Annotated in this window: 24 protein-coding genes; 5 read left to right on the top strand and 19 right to left on the bottom strand. The window is 40.8% G+C overall.

Annotated elements, in window-relative coordinates:
- Nucleotides 1–2: 2 nt before the first annotated feature.
- The 3 genes from ABN764_RS20030 to ABN764_RS20040 all read right to left on the bottom strand — a co-directional run bounded on the left by ABN764_RS20030 (nucleotide 3) and on the right by ABN764_RS20040 (nucleotide 3,720).
- The gene (locus ABN764_RS20030) at nucleotides 3–1,076 is read right to left on the bottom strand and encodes an ABC transporter permease (protein ID WP_021255493.1); all 1,074 of its coding nucleotides are present in this window, start codon (nucleotides 1,074–1,076) and stop codon (nucleotides 3–5) included.
- Complete coding sequence (locus ABN764_RS20035; protein ID WP_446672875.1) at nucleotides 1,073–2,605, bottom strand: ABC transporter ATP-binding protein; 1,533 nt, start codon at nucleotides 2,603–2,605, stop codon at nucleotides 1,073–1,075. The genes ABN764_RS20030 and ABN764_RS20035 overlap by 4 nt, the downstream gene beginning before the upstream one ends.
- Before the next feature lie 83 nt (nucleotides 2,606–2,688).
- A complete protein-coding gene (locus tag ABN764_RS20040; RefSeq protein ID WP_028532627.1) occupies nucleotides 2,689–3,720 on the bottom strand; it encodes a BMP family lipoprotein in 1,032 nt (343 codons plus the stop codon).
- A 208-nt stretch (nucleotides 3,721–3,928) separates the two neighbouring features.
- Here ABN764_RS20040 and ABN764_RS20045 point away from each other — a divergent pair, with 208 nt between their 5' ends.
- Both ABN764_RS20045 and deoD read left to right on the top strand, forming a co-directional pair.
- Nucleotides 3,929–4,687, top strand: a complete 759-nt coding sequence (locus ABN764_RS20045) for a Crp/Fnr family transcriptional regulator (RefSeq protein ID WP_446672876.1) — start codon at nucleotides 3,929–3,931, stop codon at nucleotides 4,685–4,687.
- 159 nt (nucleotides 4,688–4,846) lie between these two features.
- Complete coding sequence (gene deoD, locus ABN764_RS20050) at nucleotides 4,847–5,563, top strand: purine-nucleoside phosphorylase (protein WP_072732191.1); 717 nt, start codon at nucleotides 4,847–4,849, stop codon at nucleotides 5,561–5,563.
- A 169-nt stretch (nucleotides 5,564–5,732) separates the two neighbouring features.
- On the opposite strand, the gene ABN764_RS20055 is transcribed toward deoD, so the two are convergent.
- Nucleotides 5,733–7,010, bottom strand: a complete 1,278-nt coding sequence (locus ABN764_RS20055) for an NCS2 family permease (RefSeq protein WP_446672877.1) — start codon at nucleotides 7,008–7,010, stop codon at nucleotides 5,733–5,735.
- A gap of 100 nt (nucleotides 7,011–7,110) precedes the next feature.
- On the opposite strand from ABN764_RS20055, the gene ABN764_RS20060 reads away from it, so the two are divergent.
- Nucleotides 7,111–7,818 (top strand): Crp/Fnr family transcriptional regulator, encoded by a 708-nt coding sequence (locus tag ABN764_RS20060; RefSeq protein WP_021255499.1) that lies wholly within the window; start codon nucleotides 7,111–7,113, stop codon nucleotides 7,816–7,818.
- Between the two features lie 175 nt (nucleotides 7,819–7,993).
- Here the strand turns inward: ABN764_RS20060 and ABN764_RS20065 are convergent, their stop codons facing one another.
- The 3 genes from ABN764_RS20065 to ABN764_RS20075 all read right to left on the bottom strand — a co-directional run bounded on the left by ABN764_RS20065 (nucleotide 7,994) and on the right by ABN764_RS20075 (nucleotide 10,610).
- Complete coding sequence (locus ABN764_RS20065; protein ID WP_446672957.1) at nucleotides 7,994–8,545, bottom strand: cupin domain-containing protein; 552 nt, start codon at nucleotides 8,543–8,545, stop codon at nucleotides 7,994–7,996.
- A gap of 74 nt (nucleotides 8,546–8,619) precedes the next feature.
- Nucleotides 8,620–9,183 (bottom strand): GerMN domain-containing protein, encoded by a 564-nt coding sequence (locus tag ABN764_RS20070; RefSeq protein ID WP_446672878.1) that lies wholly within the window; start codon nucleotides 9,181–9,183, stop codon nucleotides 8,620–8,622.
- 20 nt (nucleotides 9,184–9,203) lie between these two features.
- Nucleotides 9,204–10,610 carry an N-acetylmuramoyl-L-alanine amidase family protein gene (locus ABN764_RS20075; RefSeq protein WP_446672879.1) on the bottom strand — a complete coding sequence of 469 codons (1,407 nt, stop codon included), beginning with the start codon at nucleotides 10,608–10,610 and terminating at the stop codon, nucleotides 9,204–9,206.
- 456 nt (nucleotides 10,611–11,066) lie between these two features.
- Here ABN764_RS20075 and scfA point away from each other — a divergent pair, with 456 nt between their 5' ends.
- Both scfA and scfB read left to right on the top strand, forming a co-directional pair.
- On the top strand, nucleotides 11,067–11,216 hold the full coding sequence (gene scfA / locus ABN764_RS20080) for a six-cysteine ranthipeptide SCIFF (protein WP_021255503.1): 150 nt from the start codon (nucleotides 11,067–11,069) through the stop codon (nucleotides 11,214–11,216).
- A gap of 102 nt (nucleotides 11,217–11,318) precedes the next feature.
- The gene (gene scfB / locus ABN764_RS20085) at nucleotides 11,319–12,698 is read left to right on the top strand and encodes a thioether cross-link-forming SCIFF peptide maturase (RefSeq protein WP_446672880.1); all 1,380 of its coding nucleotides are present in this window, start codon (nucleotides 11,319–11,321) and stop codon (nucleotides 12,696–12,698) included.
- 110 nt (nucleotides 12,699–12,808) lie between these two features.
- Here the strand turns inward: scfB and ABN764_RS20090 are convergent, their stop codons facing one another.
- The 12 genes from ABN764_RS20090 to ABN764_RS20145 all read right to left on the bottom strand — a co-directional run bounded on the left by ABN764_RS20090 (nucleotide 12,809) and on the right by ABN764_RS20145 (nucleotide 20,970).
- Entirely contained in the window at nucleotides 12,809–13,345 is a 537-nt protein-coding gene (locus ABN764_RS20090; RefSeq protein ID WP_446672881.1) for an SMI1/KNR4 family protein, read from the bottom strand.
- 29 nt (nucleotides 13,346–13,374) lie between these two features.
- Nucleotides 13,375–13,857, bottom strand: coding sequence for an SMI1/KNR4 family protein (locus tag ABN764_RS20095; RefSeq protein ID WP_446672882.1), 483 nt, complete (start codon nucleotides 13,855–13,857; stop codon nucleotides 13,375–13,377).
- 18 nt (nucleotides 13,858–13,875) lie between these two features.
- Nucleotides 13,876–14,964, bottom strand: coding sequence for a serine hydrolase domain-containing protein (locus ABN764_RS20100; protein WP_446672883.1), 1,089 nt, complete (start codon nucleotides 14,962–14,964; stop codon nucleotides 13,876–13,878).
- A gap of 45 nt (nucleotides 14,965–15,009) precedes the next feature.
- On the bottom strand, nucleotides 15,010–15,633 hold the full coding sequence (locus ABN764_RS20105) for a DUF8309 domain-containing protein (protein WP_174807925.1): 624 nt from the start codon (nucleotides 15,631–15,633) through the stop codon (nucleotides 15,010–15,012).
- Nucleotides 15,634–15,806: 173 nt separating this feature from the next.
- Nucleotides 15,807–16,670 (bottom strand): hypothetical protein, encoded by an 864-nt coding sequence (locus ABN764_RS20110; RefSeq protein WP_446672884.1) that lies wholly within the window; start codon nucleotides 16,668–16,670, stop codon nucleotides 15,807–15,809.
- Nucleotides 16,671–16,699: 29 nt separating this feature from the next.
- Complete coding sequence (locus ABN764_RS20115) at nucleotides 16,700–17,353, bottom strand: DUF1963 domain-containing protein (protein WP_446672885.1); 654 nt, start codon at nucleotides 17,351–17,353, stop codon at nucleotides 16,700–16,702.
- A gap of 274 nt (nucleotides 17,354–17,627) precedes the next feature.
- Nucleotides 17,628–18,011, bottom strand: coding sequence for a hypothetical protein (locus tag ABN764_RS20120; RefSeq protein WP_446672886.1), 384 nt, complete (start codon nucleotides 18,009–18,011; stop codon nucleotides 17,628–17,630).
- A gap of 298 nt (nucleotides 18,012–18,309) precedes the next feature.
- Entirely contained in the window at nucleotides 18,310–18,567 is a 258-nt protein-coding gene (locus tag ABN764_RS20125) for a hypothetical protein (RefSeq protein WP_446672887.1), read from the bottom strand.
- A gap of 60 nt (nucleotides 18,568–18,627) precedes the next feature.
- Nucleotides 18,628–19,371, bottom strand: coding sequence for a hypothetical protein (locus ABN764_RS20130; protein ID WP_446672888.1), 744 nt, complete (start codon nucleotides 19,369–19,371; stop codon nucleotides 18,628–18,630).
- Between the two features lie 38 nt (nucleotides 19,372–19,409).
- On the bottom strand, nucleotides 19,410–19,820 hold the full coding sequence (locus ABN764_RS20135; RefSeq protein WP_446672889.1) for a hypothetical protein: 411 nt from the start codon (nucleotides 19,818–19,820) through the stop codon (nucleotides 19,410–19,412).
- A gap of 40 nt (nucleotides 19,821–19,860) precedes the next feature.
- Nucleotides 19,861–20,241 carry a hypothetical protein gene (locus ABN764_RS20140; RefSeq protein WP_446672890.1) on the bottom strand — a complete coding sequence of 127 codons (381 nt, stop codon included), beginning with the start codon at nucleotides 20,239–20,241 and terminating at the stop codon, nucleotides 19,861–19,863.
- A 39-nt stretch (nucleotides 20,242–20,280) separates the two neighbouring features.
- Nucleotides 20,281–20,970, bottom strand: a complete 690-nt coding sequence (locus ABN764_RS20145) for a hypothetical protein (RefSeq protein WP_446672891.1) — start codon at nucleotides 20,968–20,970, stop codon at nucleotides 20,281–20,283.

Below are 20,970 nucleotides of genomic sequence, written 5' to 3' on the forward strand. Positions count from 1 at the left end.
GTTTACCCCTCCTCCCGCTTCGATTTGCGTTTGAACATCTTGATGAACATGCGGATGGCTCCTGGAGCTGCCGCGAAGAAGATAATGATGCTGATTACCATCTTAATCACTTCAGGAGGCACATCAGCACCGAAGCTCATTCCTTGCGCACCATAATACAAGCCGCCAAATAGAGCTGCGGACAAGGTTACCCCAACTGCCGTGTTCATGCCGAGCAGGGCTACCGCGATTCCATCGAACCCAATGCCAGATGTATTAGGCGTAATCGCCATATACTTAAATACACCGAGCACTTCGAACGTGCCAATCAAGCCGCCAAGCGCGCCGGAGATAAAGAACGTACGAATCGCAATCTTGGATACATTCATCCCTGCGTATTCCGCAGCATGCCTATTATATCCTACTGCACGAATCTCATAGCCCTTCTTGGTGCGGTTCATATAATAGTAATAACCGATAAGGATGAAGATGACGATGAAGAATCCCCAGTGAATACGAGCCCCGCTGAGCAGATCCGATAACCACGGAATCTGGATGTCCGCAGATTCATGGATCATTTGTGAACGGGATGTGCCTGCTTCAGCCATGTACGATTTGATTGCAATATGACTAATATATAGGGCAATCCAGTTCAGCATGATGCACGAGATAACTTCATTCAACCCGCGTTTGACTTTGAATATGGCGACCAGTGCCCCCCATATTCCGCCGAACAAGGTTCCGACGAGTATCGCTACGATCCCATGAATGAATGGCGGCAATTCCAGCATATTTCCGACCATCAAGGCCCCGAGAGAGCCCATCACGATCTGCCCTTCCACCCCGATATTGAACATCCCGCCGCGGAATGCGATCGCAACCGCGAGACCTGATAGAATCAGTGGGACGATAGAACGCAGCGTTTCACCGATGTCATAGACACTACCGAAAATCTTATCTATCAACGAAGAATAGGCAAGCAATGGATCATATCCGCCAATCAGCATCACAATCGCGCCGATGACAATCCCGATCACAATGGAAATGACCGGTATCCAGATCGATTCTTGACGCAGAAGCTTGTTCACACGATTCAATTCGATTCGCCTCCTTGTCGTCTGCCTGCCATCATCAATCCTAGCTCTTGATCATTGGTTTCTTCCGGACGAGCTTCTCCTACGATTTGACCATTGAAGAGCATGATAATTCGATCAGCTACGTTCATGATTTCTTCCAATTCGAAGGATACGAGAAGTATGCCTTTGCCATTATCGCGTTCCGCAATGAGCGCCTTATGGACAAACTCAATCGCTCCAACATCGAGGCCGCGTGTCGGTTGCGCGGCGATCAACAGCTTGGGATGCCGATCAATTTCCCGCGCGATAATTAATTTCTGCTGGTTGCCTCCGGACATTGCACGTACCGGTACCTCATATCCGGGAATACGGATATCGAATGATCTCACGTATTTCTCGGCGAGCGTTAACGCAGCTTTGTGATCCATAAGTCCGCCCTTCGTCAATTCAGGCTTATCATAGGTCTGCAAGATTGCATTCTCCGGCACGGTAAAGTCCAACACCAGACCATGCTTATGGCGATCCTGCGGAATATGCGACATTCCAGCTCGGCCAACCTCACGCGGAGTCTTGTTCACGACATTGACGCCGTCCAACTGAATCTCGCCCGAATCTACACGCCGCATGCCTGTTAATGCTTCGATTAACTCGGTTTGTCCGTTCCCATCAACCCCCGCGATGCCGACGATTTCACCCGCATGAACCTGGAAGGAGAGGCCGTCTACCGCAAATTGTCCATTATCCCTGCGAACGTGTAAGTTGTTTACGTTCAGAATAGGCTGCATCGGATTGGCTGGAGCCTTCTCCGTCTTGAACCGCACTTCGCGGCCCACCATCTTCTCAGCCAATTCTTGAGGACTGGAATCCTTGACCATAACCGAGTCGATCACGCGCCCCCGGCGAATAATGGTGCACGTATCCGCAACCTCCATAATTTCCTTCAGCTTGTGCGTGATGATAATAATGGACTTGCCTTCACTCGCAAGCCGCTTCATAATGGCAAGCAGATCCGTAATCTCTTGAGGTGTCAGCACCGCCGTCGGCTCGTCCAAGATGACGATATCTGCGCCGCGGTACAGCGTCTTCAAGATTTCTACCCGCTGCTGCATTCCTACTGAAATATGCTCAATCTTGGCAGCAGGATCCACATTTAGGCCATACTGCTCCGATAATTGCCGAATTTTAGCTGAAGCACTCTTCAAATCAGTTCTCAGACCGGATTTCGGTTCCATGCCGAGAATGATATTTTCAGTGACCGTAAAAGGCTGTACAAGCTTGAAATGTTGATGCACCATCCCAATCCCCAGCTCAATCGCCCGGTTCGGGGTATCCATAATCACTTCTTGTCCGTTGACCCAAATAGAGCCTTCTGTTGGCTGATACAATCCGAATACGATATTCATCAATGTCGACTTGCCCGCACCGTTCTCACCAAGCAAGGCATGAATTTCGCCCTTCTTCAAGGCAAAGCAGATGTCTTCATTCGCGACGACGTCACCAAATCGCTTTGTGATTCCTTTTAACTCCAATACCGTCTCTGTATGCACCATTAGACTTGGCTCCTTCCTCCTCCAGAAACAACCCCCCGCTGATTAGGCGAGGGGAGCTTTTCGGTTCCAATCGGTTCTTTGCTCTAAATTTCTGGTACGACAATTTCACCGTCAATAATTTTTTTGCGGTATTCTTCTACTTTCGCCAATACATCTGCCGGAACGTTCTTAGTGGATGTTGGTGCAATGTCAACACCGTTATCTTTGAGACCCATGTTCGTCACTTTACCGCCTGGGAAGTTGCCTTCTGCTAGTTGCTTCGAGATTTCATAGACAGCGACATCAACTTTCTTGATCATGGACGTTAAGGTTACTTCATCGCCGAACGTCAAAGACTGGTCTTTATCTACCCCGATAACCCATACTTTTTGCCCTTGGGAGACACGCTCTTTCGCCTCGTTAAATACGCCGTTGCCTGTCAATCCTGAAGCATGGAAAATAATATCTGCGCCGTCATTGTACATCGTCGCCGCAGCGGATTTCCCCATATCAACGCGTGTAAATTGCCCTGTATAGTTCACGGATAATTGTGCATTCGGATTTACGGCTTTGATCCCTTCACGGAAACCGGCTGCAAAGCGTTGGATTGGAGGGATTTCCATGCCGCCGACGAAGCCAATTTTATTCGATTTGGTCATCAAGCCAGCGATTACCCCTACTAAGTAGGCCCCTTCTTGTTCTTTGAAGGAAACAGCTGCAACGTTTGGCACAACAATGGAGGAATCAATGATGCCAAGCTTCGCATCCGGGTTTTCTTTGGCAATTTGCGTTATGGCGCCATCCAATGTATAAGCTGTCGCCCATGTGAGGTCATACCCGCCTTTGACGAATTGATTCAAATTTGGGATGACTTCAGAATCTTGTTTGGGTTCCGCGTATTTGACATCGTATCCAAAGTCAGCCTTCAACTTCTGCAATCCTTCCCATGCATTCTGGTTGAAGGATTTGTCATTGACGCTACCCAAGTCAGTAACCATACCGATTTTGAGCTTTTTGCCGCCAGTTTCTCCAGCTGTGCCAGCTCCGCTCTTGGATTCATTCTTCGCGCCACATGCGGATAACACCATGGAAACCATCAATACGAATACAAGTAAAAGATTCATCTTTTTCTTCATCTCTAGACCCTCCGACATATTATTTGTGAAAATCTATTTCATTAACGGTAATGGGCTTCACTTGCCTTGAATTTCAGCCGCATCACGGTCATAATGAACAGTAAAAAGCTTCGTTTCAACACTCAACACGGCTCTATTAATCTATCTTTTATGGACTAGCTTCGGTGATTTTCTAACATGCCACATATATTGGAAAGTGAGGGCATCTATGATGATTACAGACATAAGAAGCATTTCAATCTTTGAAGAACTATCAGATGAAGCAGTAGAGCGTATTATGCCTATGCTCAGCAAACGGCAATTCCGCAAGAATCAAGTTATTATCTACGAGAGCGATCATAATGGCGATGTGTTCCTTATTCGCTCCGGATCCATAAAAATATATAGCTTGTTCGAAGACAAAGAAATCATATATGGCGTTGCCTTCCCTGGCCATGTCGTCGGCGAGATCGAAGCCATCCATTATGATGATTACCGCATTGCCTCCATCGCTGCTATGGAAACCGTGCACACCTGGTATTTGAAGAAGCAAGATTTCCAGACCATTCTGGACGAGTATCCCAGCGTGCTGCGACGCTGTTACTGGCTGCTCGTAGAGAGCATCCGGATTCTCAATCGCAAAGCCCAGTACATCTCCTTCCTTGACACTCGTCTGAAGACGGCGAACCTCATCTATGACCTGTATTGCAACCTAGGACGGAAAGCTGAAGGTGAATCCGCTTACATAATTGGCTATAAATTAACGCATCATGTCATTGCTAATATGCTCGGCGTAACCCGCGAATCCGTCTCCAAAGTATTAAAGGATTTCCAAGATGAAGAGATCATCTCGATTGAACAGAAAACGATCAAAATTGTTGATCTCCCCACGCTGCGCGGCATATGCGATCGTGTATGCTCTCATTCGCCTGACCAGCGCAGGTGGTACACAAAAGCTGGAGACAACTCGATTATAGATGGAGCGTAGAAGAAGTTCAGTTAAACGCTGCACTGTTTTTTTGTAATCTACTTCACAGAAAAGCGATAGCTTGCATTACTGAATTGATGTGTACACGTATGATAGGGTATTGGAGTAAAGCGTTTTCATGATTTATGCGCTTGAAAATGAAAAAGGAGGTACGTTCCAATGAGTGTACATATAGAAGCTAAAAAAGGTGAAATCGCACCAGTTGCCTTAATGCCTGGAGATCCGCTGCGCGCGAAGTATATTGCTGAGACATTCTTGGAAAACGCGAAATGCCACAACCAAGTCCGCGGGATGCTTGGATTCACAGGGACATACAAAGGGAAGCCTGTTTCTGTACAAGGTTCTGGGATGGGTGTTCCTTCATTCGCGATTTACGCAACAGAATTGATTCAAGATTATGATGTGAAGACGATCATTCGCATCGGAACATGCGGCGCGATTCAACATGATGTGAAGCTGCGCGACGTGCTTATTGCCCAAGCGGTATGTACGGATTCTTCGCTTAATACGAACCGGTTCCCAGGTTATGCATTCGCGCCGATTGGGAACTTCGATCTCATCAAGACTGCGTACGATATCGGCATGGAGAAGAAACTAAATCTGCGTGTTGGGAACATCTTATGCTCTGATATCTTCTATACAGAGGACAATGACAAGGAAACGATGCTGAAGCTTGGCGCTTACGGCGTGTTGGCTGTTGAAATGGAGACTGCAGCATTGTACACGCTGGCGGCGAAGCATCAAATCAACGGACTTGCTATGTTCACAGTAAGCGACCATATCCTAACAGGTGAAGCGACGACATCCGAAGAGCGGCAATTGACGTTCAACGATATGATTGAAGTCGCTTTGGAGACAGCGATCCGCCAAGGATAATGCTGCTTCACCGTAACCGTAACAAACCCGAATATGGGCGCATCAGGCATAAGCCTACGCGATGCGTCATATTCGGGTGATGGCAATCAGTCTCACGGCACGTCCCCCTCTCCAACCATCCTCTCCGCCTAGTTTACCATATTTAGACAAAATTTTACACAAAAATCTTTTACTGCCTCACGATAAAGTAGATCAAGAACAATACCGCAATCCCATACATGGCTGCCGTGACTTCAGAGCGCCGTCCCGTGACGATTTTGACCATCGGATAAGCAATAAAGCCACATGCGATCCCATTCACGATACTGAATGATAACGGCATCACGAGCATCATCAGAAATGCTGGAAAAGCCTCCGTCAAGTCATCCCACTGAATATGTCTGACCCCTTGCATCATCAAACAGCCTACGATGATAAGCACAGGTGCAATCGCAGCATACGGGATCAATTTCAAAATCGGAACAACAAACAATGCCGGAATAAACAGCAAACCTGCGATAAATGGCGTTAATCCAGATCTCCCCCCAGACGCAATACCTGTTGCGGATTCAGCAACCGTAGTCGTCGGGCTGCATCCGAGCATGGATGCCGTAATGATAGATAACGCGTTGGCTTGAAATGAACGCTTGAACTTCGAATGGTCCGGCAGCATGCCTAACTGCGCCCCCATATTCGCAAAGAGAATAACCATCAATAAGGAAAATACGGAAATCCAGAAATGAAAGCTGCTCAACAGGCTAAAATCAAAAGCAAACAGCAGCTGCTCATACCCCGCCATGGAGAACGTGAAGCTATCCATTTTCGAGAAATCGACAATCCCAAGAACTCCCCCAATCAGTGTTCCTGCAATGATTCCAATCAAGAAGCTCCCCTTCACCCCGCGCAAAAACAGCGGTACTACGAGAGCAAGCGTCAATAGAGTCGTTAACGCATACGGATCGCTGAAGCTCGCCAATTGCACGAACGTACTCTCACTGGGTATGATCACCCCGCCATTTTTCAATCCTAGAAATCCAATGAACAATCCGATGCCTGCCGTCATGGCTCGTATCATCGATTCGGGTATCGTCTGCGACAAATAGAAGGCGCTTCTCGTCATCGAAATGCCAAAGAACAGAACACCTGCGATACAACTCGCTGCCAGTGCCTGCTGCCACGTCAGGCCGAAGGAGGCCACCAACGTAAACACAAAAAATGCGTTATCCCCCATGCCTGGCGCCAGAATGAGCGGTGATTTCGCCCAGAATGCCATTAGCATGCATCCGACTATGGAAGACAGTACGGTCGCTATTGTTGCGGCTTCATACGGCATGCCCGCAATGCTTAAGATAGCCCCGTTAACCGCAATAATATAGGCAATCGTAATAAATGAAGTCAGACCCGCCAGCATTTCCGTACGTATATTGGTCTCGTTGTCCCGAATTTGGAACAGTTCCTTCGCTCGCACCCTCAATTCTCCTCTTCCTCCATCCAAATATTCCTGATTATTACTTACGGTCAAACCATGTTACAATAGTGCTGATCTCACTATGAAAGGATCTGGACGTATGATAGACATTGCTCAAATCCCACTTTTCTCTGAGATTCCACCTGGTGATTTAGCTGCACGTATCGCACCAATGCTTAAAGAACGTCATTATAAAAAAAATCATGTCTTCATGTTTGAAAATGACCATAGCGATGAGATCTTCATTCTTCGAACCGGCAAAGTCAAAATATACCGGATTCAAGATGGGAAGGAAGTTGTGCTTAGCATTCAACTCGCGGGTGAAATATTCGGCGAAGCCGAAGCCATTTCTGGCGATAACCATCGAATCTGCACCATCGAAGCGCTGGAACCGCTTATTGCCTGGCAGATCAGTAAACCAGATTTTTTGCAAATCATTAAGGAATATCCTTCTGTTCTCCACAAAGCATACGGGATTATGTTTCAACGGGTGCGCGTCTTGAATCGCATGATCCGTTATATGACATTCTGTGATGTGCGAACGAAAGTCGCCAATCAAATTATGGACTTATACTATAATTTTGGTCAAGAAGATGGAACCGCTTACAAGATTGATATGAAAATCAATCATGCCCTGCTCGGCAATATGGTGGGGATCACACGTGAATCCATCTCCAAAACCCTTAGTGACTTTCAGAGCGAAGGACTGATCGACATTCGTCAGAAATTTATATATATCCTCAATTTACAGAAGCTAGAACAGATGTGCGAGGAAACAGAGGAAGTCCCTGCACTTCGGAAGTGGTAATGACCACGTTGGCTTACAGCCTAACTATATCAAAAGAACCGAAGGCGTATCAGTTACGCCCATAACGTTTATTTTGTGAACTGGATCATAAATGCAAAAACGCTCCACCTCGCTTATCGCTTGGTGGAGCGTGATAACAACTAGTCTCATCATTTCGGCTCCATAACGAGATATTTCAGCTATGGCTGCCTTCTGCGGCCATGGCACTCGCCTTCGTTGGATGAACGGTTCCAAACGGATGCTTGGGCGGGCCATAGATCGAGTAGAGCTTAAGCGGTCCATACCCGTTGTTGACGACATTGTGCCATGTTCCTGCCGGGATCATAATGGCATAATTACCATCGACGTGCTGCTCGAAGTCCAATTTTTCCTTACTCTCCCCCATCCTCACAAGCCCTTGCCCTTCTTCAATCCGTATGAACTGATCGGTTGTCGGATGCATTTCCAAGCCAATATCACCTCCGGCTGGAATACTCATCAGCGTCACTTGCAAGTGCTCTCCCGTCCACAGAGCCGTACGATACGTCTTGTTTTGCTCAGCTGCCTGCTCAATATCAACGACGAACGGCTGGCCTCCGTAATCCTTCAACACCATATTGCTCCTTGAAAAAGGCCACTGATGATTGTTCCAGCTATAATCATACGGATTCCAACTATAGCACCGGTTCATGCTGTCCTGGGGATAATGAGAAGGATAATGCCACGGTTGGTAATTGCACGGATACATATTCATTCTCCTCGTACTGTTTTTCATTACCACCGTATATCCTATGCAGCTGCCCATATAGAGGCGCATACTTCTTACTCAGCCTTATTACGAGAAATGGGATGTTCCAATTCAGCATGCCCCATGAAGCTATCTAGAGCTTTTCCATCACTAAGAAGTTCGATGTTCTCGATCTCCTTAAATTGAAATAGAGTTTCCTTGAGCGCATCCAAAGCCAATAGTTCACCGCCAGCTCCTAATCTCGCCTCGCCTGGAATATGCACATCAATTGTTAAAACGCCCTCGTGGAATTTCATTGCGTTTAACTCGATTTTATTCCATAAGGATAGAAGATCAGCAGGATTGTTGCTTTGCAGAGCTTTAAATACTTTCTTATATTTGTCCAGACTATCCGAATAATGAATTTCCATCTTACTCTGCTTTAACTCCGTTACTTGAGAATCCACGAAGTAAACGACAATCTCCTCCGTTTGATTTTCAGCTTTATCTACTGCCTTATCCGTTCCAGTTGCGGGCGAATAAATCCCCTCGTTCGACGTTGAAGCCGCCCCTGATTTTGTAGCAGGCTTGCCTCCACAGGCTGTCGCTACTATTGCGATAACCAATATCAAAATCGTAATCGACATACGTTGCTTCATACCAGCACATCCTCACCGATTTACTTCCCCAAATATTCTTTGATTCCATCAACAATAGCTTGAGCAGCTTTATCTTGAAAAGAATCTGATAACAGTGCTGCTTCTTCTTCAGGGTTACTTAGGAATCCAATCTCTAACAGGACTGCCGGCATTGTTGTTTCTCGAATGACTTGCAAGTCGCCATTTTTCACACCGCGATCCTTTAGCCCGATAGCCTCAATCAAATGCCTATGAATCACTTCAGCCAGACTTTTACTGCTGCTTCGTTGATAGTAGAACGTCTCTGTACCTGTCGTTTTGGGTGAATCCTTCACGCTGTTGCCGTGTATCGATACAAATACATCCGCCTTACCTGTATTGGCCAATTGAACACGTTCTGTACGAGTAGGATATACATCGGTTTCACGAGTCATGACAACTTTGATTTCAGGTTCCTCTAAGAGCAGTGCTTGTACTTTCAAGGACAACGCTAACGTAAAGTCCTTCTCAACTTGATTCGAATAACCCGATGTCCCCGGATCGCTACCGCCGTGACCTGGATCGATAACTACGAGTTTGGCACCTGAATGAGGAAGCACAGCATCGGGATTGGTAGTAATGAGATCACCATTCATATTCAGATCAACAATTAATTGGCCTTCGATCCATTCGGAAGTATACTGTACATTGCTTATTTGATTTAACTCAATGACAATTCGAATCTGAGCCGGGTCTTGATTAAATAACGAATATCTTACTTCCGTAACATTGGGTACCCCACTTAAATCTAATTTACCTACCGATTTAGAACCGAGGGATTCAGCCAAAGACCCTCCAAATGCAGTATGGGGCAGATCAACAACGATCCGATCTGGGCTCGTCAATTGAGTAATTACTGGAGTAACCTCCTGATCTAAAGAAACAACCAGTTGATTGTTTGCAAATTGAATGTCATTCACATGATGTAACTCCGATTCAGACTCTTCACCTGTTGCAGGAGGAGAGGGATCCGGGTTGACTCGATCCAACGTGACGATTTTGTCTACGTTATTCCAGCCTACTTTTAACCCCATCTCTTCACTAACGAATCGTATAGGGACAACCACTGTGTTTTTTATATTTTGAGGGGCGAGATTCAGCGTTTTTTGCTCATTATCGACTAATGCTTCTTTCTTACCAACTGCTAATGAGATCACCTTGGCGTTTTGCTGTATTTTCACATTTTGCGTTTTTTGATGCCAGTCCACTTTAAACTTTAGGTTTTCCGCAACTACACGAATGGGAATCATCACATTATTGTTAAGATTTACGACGTCAGCATTCTCAGGAAGAACGCACTCTTCACCATCCAAAATAATTTTGGTTTGCTTAGCTGCCGCATCACTATGATTCGGTAAAGCTATCAAAAAAAATACACTAAATAAAATAAAAAGTATGGATTTCTTCATCGTACACCTCTGTCTCATTCAGCTTCGGAATTGTTATTCATGATCACATCTACGACCAACCACCCATGTAAAACCACACCATGATCCTCTCGACTGCATCTATAAAATGAATAAGTAATTGATATGAAATTACTATAGAGCAAATAATTTCGAGTCTCGTAAGTCGACCATCCACCTCCCGGCACCGAATATAGGTATTCGTAGTCCTCTATCAAAATTTCCAATTATTTGACATACAATATTCTACAAGTATATGTGAATCCCCTTCCATGTTGTTGGCAAAAATGTTCATTTATTTTCTGATTGGCTAATAGATAGGGTTAATCGAAGCATAATTATATGCACACCAATCAATGGTGTGACCTTTTTGATTGTTGAACCTCCAAAGTTGTTGCTACCATAGTTCAACGTAGCAAGTTTATTCGCATTCACGAAATGGTAGAGGAGTTATTCATGATGAAAAGAATCGTAACACTAAGCACACGCAAACTGATGGACACTGCAAAACACGGCGGATGCGGCGCATGCCAGACATCTTGCCAGTCTGCTTGCAAGACTTCCTGCGGCGTAGCCAATCAACGTTGTGAGAATGACATGAACAAATAACAAATAGGCAATGAAACTCACCGCCGTCCTTCCAAGGACGGCGAAGTTGTTTCTACGGAAACCACCTGCAATTTGTAGACAAAAAGGAGCTTGATTCGCAGTATGATTCATCAATACCAACTGAACGGATACAACATCGTGATCGACACCTATAGTGGCTCTGTGCATGTTGTTGATGACCTGGCGTATGAGATCATTGCGCTGTATGAACAGGAAACACCCGAACAAATCCTATCATTAATGAAGGAAAAACAATATTCAGAAAAAATTATTCGAGAAACGATCTTAGAGGTCGAGGAACTTATTAAGAATGAGCAGCTTTTTACCGAGGATGCGTATGAGGAGCTGTCTATTCATTTAAAAACACGTAAAACGTATGTAAAGGCGCTCTGTCTCAATGTCGCACATACTTGCAATTTGTCGTGCGAGTATTGCTTCGCCAGTCAAGGGAAATACAATGGTGATCGAGCAATTATGAGCGTAGAGGTTGGACAAAGAGCTATTGATTATCTGCTCGAAAATTCTGGCCATCACCGAAACCTCGATATCGACTTCTTCGGCGGGGAGCCGCTTATGGCTTGGAAAGTTGTCAAAGAGATTGTAAAGTACGCACGAAGCAAAGAGAAGGAATGGAAGAAAAAATTCCGCTTCACCTTCACAACCAACGGCATGCTGCTCAACGATGAAGTTACTGAGTTTTTAAATCAGGAAATGTACAATGTCGTCTTAAGTCTGGATGGAAGAAAAGAGGTTCATGATCGGCTGCGCACCACCGTTACCGGCAAGGGCAGCTATGATTCTATCGTACCGAAGTTCCAAGAATTCATCCAAAAGCGCGGAGATCAGGAATACTATGTACGGGGAACGTATACGCGGAACAATGTCGATTTCACCAATGACATCTTCCATATCGCAGATCTTGGTTTTGACAAAATCTCGATGGAACCCGTCATCTGTGATCCACGGGAACCCTATGCGCTTACCGAGAAGGATCTCCCGGAGATTTATAATCAGTACGAAATTCTCGCCAAGGAAATGATAAAGCGCAGCGAACAAGACAAAGGATTTACATTCTATCATTACATGCTAGATCTTTCAGAAGGGCCTTGTATCCAGAAGAGAATCACGGGCTGTGGATCAGGCACAGAATATCTTGCCATTACGCCATGGGGCGAACTATTCCCTTGCCACCAGTTCGTCGGGGATGAAGCGTACAGCATGGGCAACATCTGGGATGGCGTCACGCGTCCTGAGCTGCAGTGCCAATTCAAAGAGAGCAACTGCTACACGAAGCCGGAGTGCCAGAATTGCTGGGCTAAGCTCTACTGCAGCGGCGGGTGTCCTGCCAATGCCTTGCATGCGACGGGCTCCATCAACGGAAGCTACGAGTTTAGCTGTGACGTGTTCCGCAAACGGATCGAATGCTCCATGATGGCCAAGGTCGCCGAGTCGATTAGAGAGATGGAAGAGAGTGAAGTGTAGATACATGAAAGAGGGGCTCACCGCCCCTCTTTGCTATTGCCGCTAATCATTCTCTGTCATATTAATCTGAATCAATTTGTGAAACATACTATGTGGAATGATAACATCATCTATTCCCTACGTTGTGCCTGAATGTGCTTGCAAAATTCCAAGAAGGAAGGTGCTACAACGATTGCATCATCAGGGTCGTAACTCTCTTCGTAATCCATATATTTAATTTCCCCAGTTTGGATATCAATCCAAAAATCATTATCCGCATGATTGTCGGCAAAAGGGATATGAAATAGAGTGAAATTTTCAAAATCCTCAGAATAATCTGCCCTTCTATCTTTTGCTCTTTCCATAGACATCGTGTAATAAGAATCCTCTTCGTCTTCAATTAACGGGATATGAAAGAAGCTCCCAATCTCTATCGATAAATAATCCTTGTTTGTTATATCATAAAAATGATCAGGATAAATATATGCTCCTTTAGTAAAAACCCCGCCATTATTAGCAAGGTAAAACGCGATAAAATCTTTTTTACCTGGAAACTCATCAGATACAACTTCATTTATTTGGGATACTGATATCGTCTTCCAAGATTCCTCAAAACAAATATCAGGATTCAGAAATTGATTATTGTTTCCTTTAGAATGGTTGTTCATGTAAGTTCCACATCCTACTTTGGATTCTTTTATGATATTTTTGAGTAAGTTTCGATTAATAATTCTTCCAACGAATAATATAATAACTCCACTTCTCCTGAGTCATGCAGAAAAATAAATATTTCTCCACGTTCGTTCATTAGGATTGGATTCCCAGAACCATCATCTGAAATAACATAAGAATTTTTCAGTAAAAACTCTACACTTTCGCCTTCAAATTCTATGCCATTAAAATCATATATTTCTCCTTCAAATATCCTTCTAAATTTCAAAGTAAGATCCACTACTGTTGACTTTCCAATTAAATCTCCATTGTTAAAAGCACGGATTGTTAATCCACCATAAGCCCCACCAAATAATTTAATAAACTGTACATATTGATCATTAAATTTTACATGTAACATCTTTTCTGCATTTTTTATCTCTTGTATACTCGCAGGTTTACCAATAAGACTGCAATTTTCTTCTCTATTTAAAAAATTCTCTATCTTATTAAGAAGCTCTTTATTCATTTTAATCATTCTCCTTGTTTAAAGTTTCTCCTCCCATATCCAAATCGGCTGCTGAAGAACGATGGATGTAAGATTACGGTTGATTTTTTTGGAATTCATCGTCATCTCATTGCTAAGAACGATCACTGTTAATTCCTCGTCAATCAGCCGTGTAACATAATGACGGAAACCACTTGGATATCCACCTGGATGCCCAACTGCTTTTCTCCCCATGACATCTTGCGTATACCATCCATATCCATATTGAGACGGAAACTTTTTGGCATGGGTCATACTCATCAGGTCTGATGATTCTTTGCTTATCAATGCATGATTACGCAGGGCTCTGTCAAACCGTTCTAAATCTTCAACTGTAGAAATGATATCCCCGGCTGCAAACGCTGCAGAATTATGCATTACGGGTCCGATTTCCCCCTTTACTTGTCCTTCCGCTTTTGGTGTACCAGCCGAAACCGTAAACATAGAATTCAACATGTTGCTTGGCTTAAGAATATGCTCTTCTATGTAATTTGCATATGACTGTCCGCTAACTTTTTCAACGATAAGTCCTAACATCACATAACCAGTATTACTGTAACTAAAGCTTGTACCTGGGGTAAACTCTAATTCAGAACTGCTAACGGTTTTTACAATATCATTTGGATTCCATTCTTTGCTGTAGTCAAATTTGAAATTCGGCTTTAGATAGTCTGGAATTCCCGAGCTATGACTTAGTAGATGACTTATTGTTATGGACTCTCCATTCGGAAAGTCTGGGAAGTATTGCGAAATAGGATTGTCTAAGTGTAGAAGTTCCTTTTCTACTAGCTGCATGACTGCTACTGCAGTGAATGTTTTAGATAATGAAGCAATCTGATAGAGCGTGCTTGGGCTATTAGGTAAATCAGTGGCTGCCAAGCCATAACCTTTTGTAAATAAAATTTCACCTTCCTTTGCAATTAGGACGGTTCCCTGAAATTTTTCATTGGTCAAATATTGATCGATTTTATCAGAAACGCTTCCAGATAAATTACTATGGTTGTTACGTCCAAATAATAGCAAAGCCCCTATAGACACGATTACAATAACAAGAATAGCAATAGAGAAAATCTTTAAGAATTTTTTCATATGTATACCTCTCAGTCCATTATTGAACCTCTTATCAAGATTGTTTTATGAAGAAATAATATCAATATAGTCTTTATATGCTAAAGGAATTGGTTTATCAAAAATCAGATCTTTTAAAGGATCTACGTTTTTCCCAAACTTATAACAAAGATACAATCGTTCATTAAATTCTGGATAAACCCGGACATTGGTTAGCTCATATTTATCTATGGTCTCGTTATCTGTAACAGGAATTGAAGGCATAATTATTTTCGTTTTATAGCTACCTGCAGACATGTCTTCTTCTATTAACCTGCCTCCACCTTGACCCAGTATCAATACTTTCCGCTCATCTGTTGTTCCTTTCCATACCGTCACCTGTCTACTTCCCATACCTAAAGAATCTATTTTATAATTAGGAAGCTTGTAATTTGTAAGGGGTTTCATGCTTTGGTTATAAATATTACTATTTTTAATAAACTGTCTTGTTACGGACGTACTAAATAAAATTGGAACTTCGTTTAAATCAACAGCTCCCCAATTATTATCGTCACTGTATAAATCAAAAATCAGCAGTTGGGCTTTACTAATCATTTGTGCTAAAACATAAATATTATTCTTCCTACCTTCGTCCTTCAAACTCGTCTCTATACTAATCACTTGATTAGCTTTCCAAACATTTTTTGTCATGATTATCAACCCTTCACTTTACTCACCTCAAGAACATTTCACTTTTGCATGATTATCTTTTCTAACAAAAAAACATATGTAAAGAAAGAACTTAAAACGTCTTCTTCATATATGTTTCGGACACTTACATGGTTTCAAATCTTCAAGCACATATCCTCGATTACCAAGGACAACTAAATGGAGTTCCTTTCTTGCAACAGACTATTTATTTCATCTTTTTTGTGAGAGTAATGTCTCTTCTCAGGGTGAAATGAAACCTCTCTTAGTGATGGACATTCTAACAATGGCGATAAATCTCCATTTTTACAATTCCAAAAGTTTATTTTATGCAAATTATTCATAGATTTCACAAACTCAAGAGAATCAACATCTGAGACCTGTAATTCTTTTATCGTACGATTGCCTGTCAAAAATGTTAGATCAGTAAGTTGTTTGCATTTTTCGATTTGTAGTCTTTCAAGTCCTTTTAGTTCACTAAGAGCATGTGCATCCTCTAGATGATTTAGATACTGGAACCAACACCATTTCAAGGAGTCTAAATCCTCCATCCCAGTCAACGAAATTAGCTTAGTTGAGTAATCAATACGTAAAAACTCTAATGATTTTAGTGAACAAAACTCTTTACAATCTGGTTTCATATATTTAATTGCGTATAAGCTTTTTACATTTACTAGTTTATCTAAGTTTAGATAGTGATCTTTTTTAACAACAACCTCCTCCAATTTTTTAAAATAGCTCAAATCAAGATTTATTGGCTGAGCTAATGTGATTTCTGTAAGATTAGTTAATGTAGATAAAGCTTCAACATTTTGATACTTGGATAATTTAAAATTACTGCTAATCAGTAATCTATTGATAAATGTTTTGTTGTTGAAAGATGCAAAATCTAAGTGACATTTCAAATCTACTTCGGGATTCAAATTACGGATGCGAATGGAATGGTAATTTTCCTTCTCAGCAATCTGTACTCCTTCCTCAAGGAAAAGTGGATCTATCTCAAAATAGCCAATACTATCATTAAATGCATAGTTCATCATTATTACACCCGCCTTTAAAAGTTATTCTTCTAAGTACATTGTGTAAAAAATACACCTGCATTATTCTGATCCACATCTTTATTTACAAACAAATATCCGGTCGAGTCAGTGACGCAAAATATATCATGAAACCCTTCAGGGAAATCGCCGCCATAAATTTGTAGGCAAAATTGATAATCAGCCAGACCCAAGTCTTCTATTTGTAATAGAGAGGGGGTATGGCCAATCAACGAACCACAGTAAATCTCTCTATCATCCAAATCCTCTCCATCTACTTCTTCTTCTTCTTCTAAATCTAAATTCAATTCATCCCCTAAAATGAACTCTTGTGCTGGTATGAGGAACTCTGATTCATTTCGAATATTACCTGCTTCGTGTAATAAAACTCTCGTGTATCCTTTTCTAATGTTTTGTAACTCTTCGTTATCACCATGAAAAGTGATTACATCTAAAAAGTAATCATCTTTGTTATACGTTGTAAACACGGATAGTACATGTTCTTTTGGCAAGTTTACATCTAGCGTTTTATTAAGGAAATCTGTTGGCAAGCTTAATATGAGCGTTAATTTATCTCCATCTGGGTTTAATGGCCAATCCATATTTTCAGGCAAGAAGCTATATCCGCCAAGCCGAGGAACAACGGATTCATTTTTAGCATCTTTTAAAATAATTTCAACTGACATCTTTACAACACCATCCTTGTCGTTCTTTAAGAATTTTTAAATCTCTCATGTTAATCCCCTGCTATTCACATTCCTATATAATTACGTCCTGTTCATCCTTCCACCATACTTCGACATATTTCGAGTTAAATCCTACCATTAAAATGAACTGTGTTTAAAACGTCAAAAAGCCTGCCCAAAGGCAAGCTTCTTTATTTGAGACATGTCTATATCGTATTATTGATGGCCCTTGCGACAGTTGAGTAGCATCCAGGCCACCTTTGAATTCAAACCATTAAAGCTCTACTTCACCTGCTAGATCTTGCTCTAAATGAACAAGTGGAACAGGAGAATAAATAAACGTATCCCCGTCGTCTTCAAGCTTATACATGATACAGAACAAAGCTGAACCTCGCTGATCACCACTCGGTATAGAGAAAATCATAGCTGGACAACGAAGCTCAGCAGAATGAACGCTTGCACATAGATCTTTATAAGTCATAGCAGCGAGGGTGTCGATATCTACAAGATGCTGTTGACAATCCCCAATAACTTGCATGTAATACGCTATATTCTGATTATACTTGTTCACAAAGTTCTGCTTATACTCTTCAATGCTAAGAAAGCAACACTCCCAATCCAAAGGTGGGATACTTAACACATAGCGATAGAACTTCAATTTCCTGATTCCTCCTCTTTTCGAAATCGAGCTATTCAGAATAATTGAAAAGGTAATTTTTTCGATAGCCCCTTTTTAACCTTTTCAATTTCTTCAATGGCTTTTTGTTTCCAATGCTCCTTCAATCTAAAATCTTCATCATAAAAATTTTCGTTATGAAGTTGAGAAATTAAATCTGCTAATTCAAACCACTCTAATATATGTATTGAAATATTCTGCATATTTTCTGGACTATAATCTTCAAGATCATGATCATAAAAAAATACTGTTGGGGGTGATTGAATATCATCAAGATCGATTATCCAAAAATCGCCTCTGCCCGTTTCGGCGAATATCCAATGGCTTTCTTTAAGTTCACTAAAATCTGCGTGATACTCTTTATTATATTGTTTTGCTTTTCATAAGATAAAAAAACATGATCTGCCTCGATACTATTATCGGCAAGTTTCTCATATAAAAATAAACAATCCTTCCTTGTAAACTCACTGATCTTTGGACTTCCATTTCGATGTTCTAAACTATCCATTATTTCATCAAATTTTCTTTTCTTTATCATGACATTCACTTCTTTCTACATGGATCATTTCTTTCAATTTTCTCCTATTTAACTTTACTTCTAATTGAAAATAAAATTGGTGACATATTCTTTTATCTCCTCAAGCTCGCCTTGTAGCAATATCTCTTTCTTATTTCGAATAACCAATACATTTATACTTAATATTGAAATGTGAATATATTCATTCTTGTAATTTTCAACTTCAATAAAAGAAGAATCTGTACAGTCTTGTAAACTATTTAGTTCATGTGAAAGGTTATTCCATTTATCTAAATATAATTTTCGCCCAATCGTGCCGCTTTTGGTTTTATTATTTTTATAACGAAGCTTAATTTTTGGAGATTTTTCTCGGTTCCAATTTACAGTTGAAACAATATCTTGTCGCAAAAATTTAACTGTATCAGGAGACTCATCCCCACTAAATTCACAATTATATATTGGAAATACATCTATGGTTTTTTGATGGAGTCTATCGCTATAAGTTGCAAAACTAGTATGATACGATGAAGGTATACATAGCATTGCATCAAAATTAGTTTCCTTGTAAGCAATATTAGTTATCTTAACTATTCTATCGGTACAATCGGCAGTTATGAATTTTTTAATGGACATTAAAAACTCATCCAGCGCTTTTACTTCTAATTCACCTCTTATTGAGACTTTTATGATCTGCCCTTCTAACAATGAAAAGTTTAAGTAATGTGTAAAAATAAAAGCAGGCGTTTTGTTAGAATAGCAATACCAATCTTGAATGCCTTTAAGATCACTTATTTCACAATATTCCTGTAGCTCATCCAATAACATGTTTAATCACCTTCTGTTTAATCAAGGTTTATCATTATTTAAGTCAAGCAGCTTCTCAAATTTCCTTTAATCCAACTAATGATTATTTCTTTTATCTTTTCTAAGTTATTATTATTTAATGTACAAACTATCACCAATTCATTCTGGCTCCTATTGTCCATTGAACTATTTAACCAATAAGAAAATAAAGCCCCATTCTTAGAGCTTTCTTGAATAATTCTTATTATTTTATTTTTTTCTTTTGATTTCGCCGAAAATATAGGATTTCCATCCATCATTTTTTTCCCATTACTAAAGGTGGTGTTATAATAAGGACAAATCCAGTCTCTTCCATCCACATTTGCTTTATGCAACAACATAAAAAACATATCAATCCAATATTTTTCTAAAGCAGAATACACATCTTCATCATCCAAATAATTATCAAAATAATGAAGCCTATTTTCCATGACACTTACCTCCAGCATATATAACACAAACTTATGGCACTCAATGTTCTAATGAATCTAACAAAGTATAATATTCTTTTTTTTTTGGATTACTTTCATCATTACAAAGACGTTCTAATAAGTGAATGGTATACTCTTTAGGTTTACGTTGTAATGATTTTACTAGTATGTCTTCATAACCATTATGATAAAACGTTTCTAAAAAACTCCCGAATGGCCCTGGACCGCCAAAATCAATATCTGGACTTCTTTCAATTAATAAAAATATGGGCTCTACAAATTCAAATGCATTATCTAACTCTTCAATTTCTTCCATGATTTCACATGCTGGGTCTTGGAATAAGTATTTATCGTTTTCCTTATCAGCTCGTTCTATTAATTGTTCTAGTTCATAAATATAATCTTCTATTTTCTTTTCCATAGAAACTCCTTTGTATTTGTTCTCGTCTATATTACTGTTCTACTTGATTTTTTTGTTCTTCCACCTTAACTGTTCGACATCCACCTGATTTTGTTTCATTTGTTTTGAATATATCAATATACCTTCATCAACATACTCAAATCGAAATGTTGTAGTTGGTATACTATTTTTATTTTCATGATAGAAACCATTTCTAATAATTGTATCAACTGCTTGATTGCTATTATACAAATACTCATCCACCAAAAGTGTTTCTTCGTTCAATTCCTCGTCTCCGTCCAAGTCGACGTCTTTTAAATAGAATAATACTTTTTCTATCACAGTCTCTTTCAAAACTACACAATATACTTGCTCCAAAACGATTTCATCATTATCGTTATTTAGAAACCTTAGATATAGTTTCATTCCATCTTCTTTTATTACAAAAACACTGCCCCACCCCTTATTTTCTTTATTATAAGAATAGTACAGTTCACCATCTTTTAACTTATTTACGATAACTCCTTCATTAGATTCAGGCTCAGTTTTATAGATTTTGGGCTTCTTTAATTGATTTAGTGCATTTTGATATGGAAAAAATTCTAAAAATGAATCACTCCAAATAACGGTATCTTGTTCTACATTTTTAGCTCTGTTAAGCATTTCTTCGTATGAGTCATAATATTTTTCAAAAATTCTGAGCAGCAAATCGTATTCTTTTTCTATCGCTTTGTTCTCTATTTTTTTCAT

Origin of the sequence: Paenibacillus wuxiensis (genome assembly GCF_040195695.1) — a bacterium.
GTDB lineage: Bacteria > Bacillota > Bacilli > Paenibacillales > Paenibacillaceae > Paenibacillus_B > Paenibacillus_B suaedae.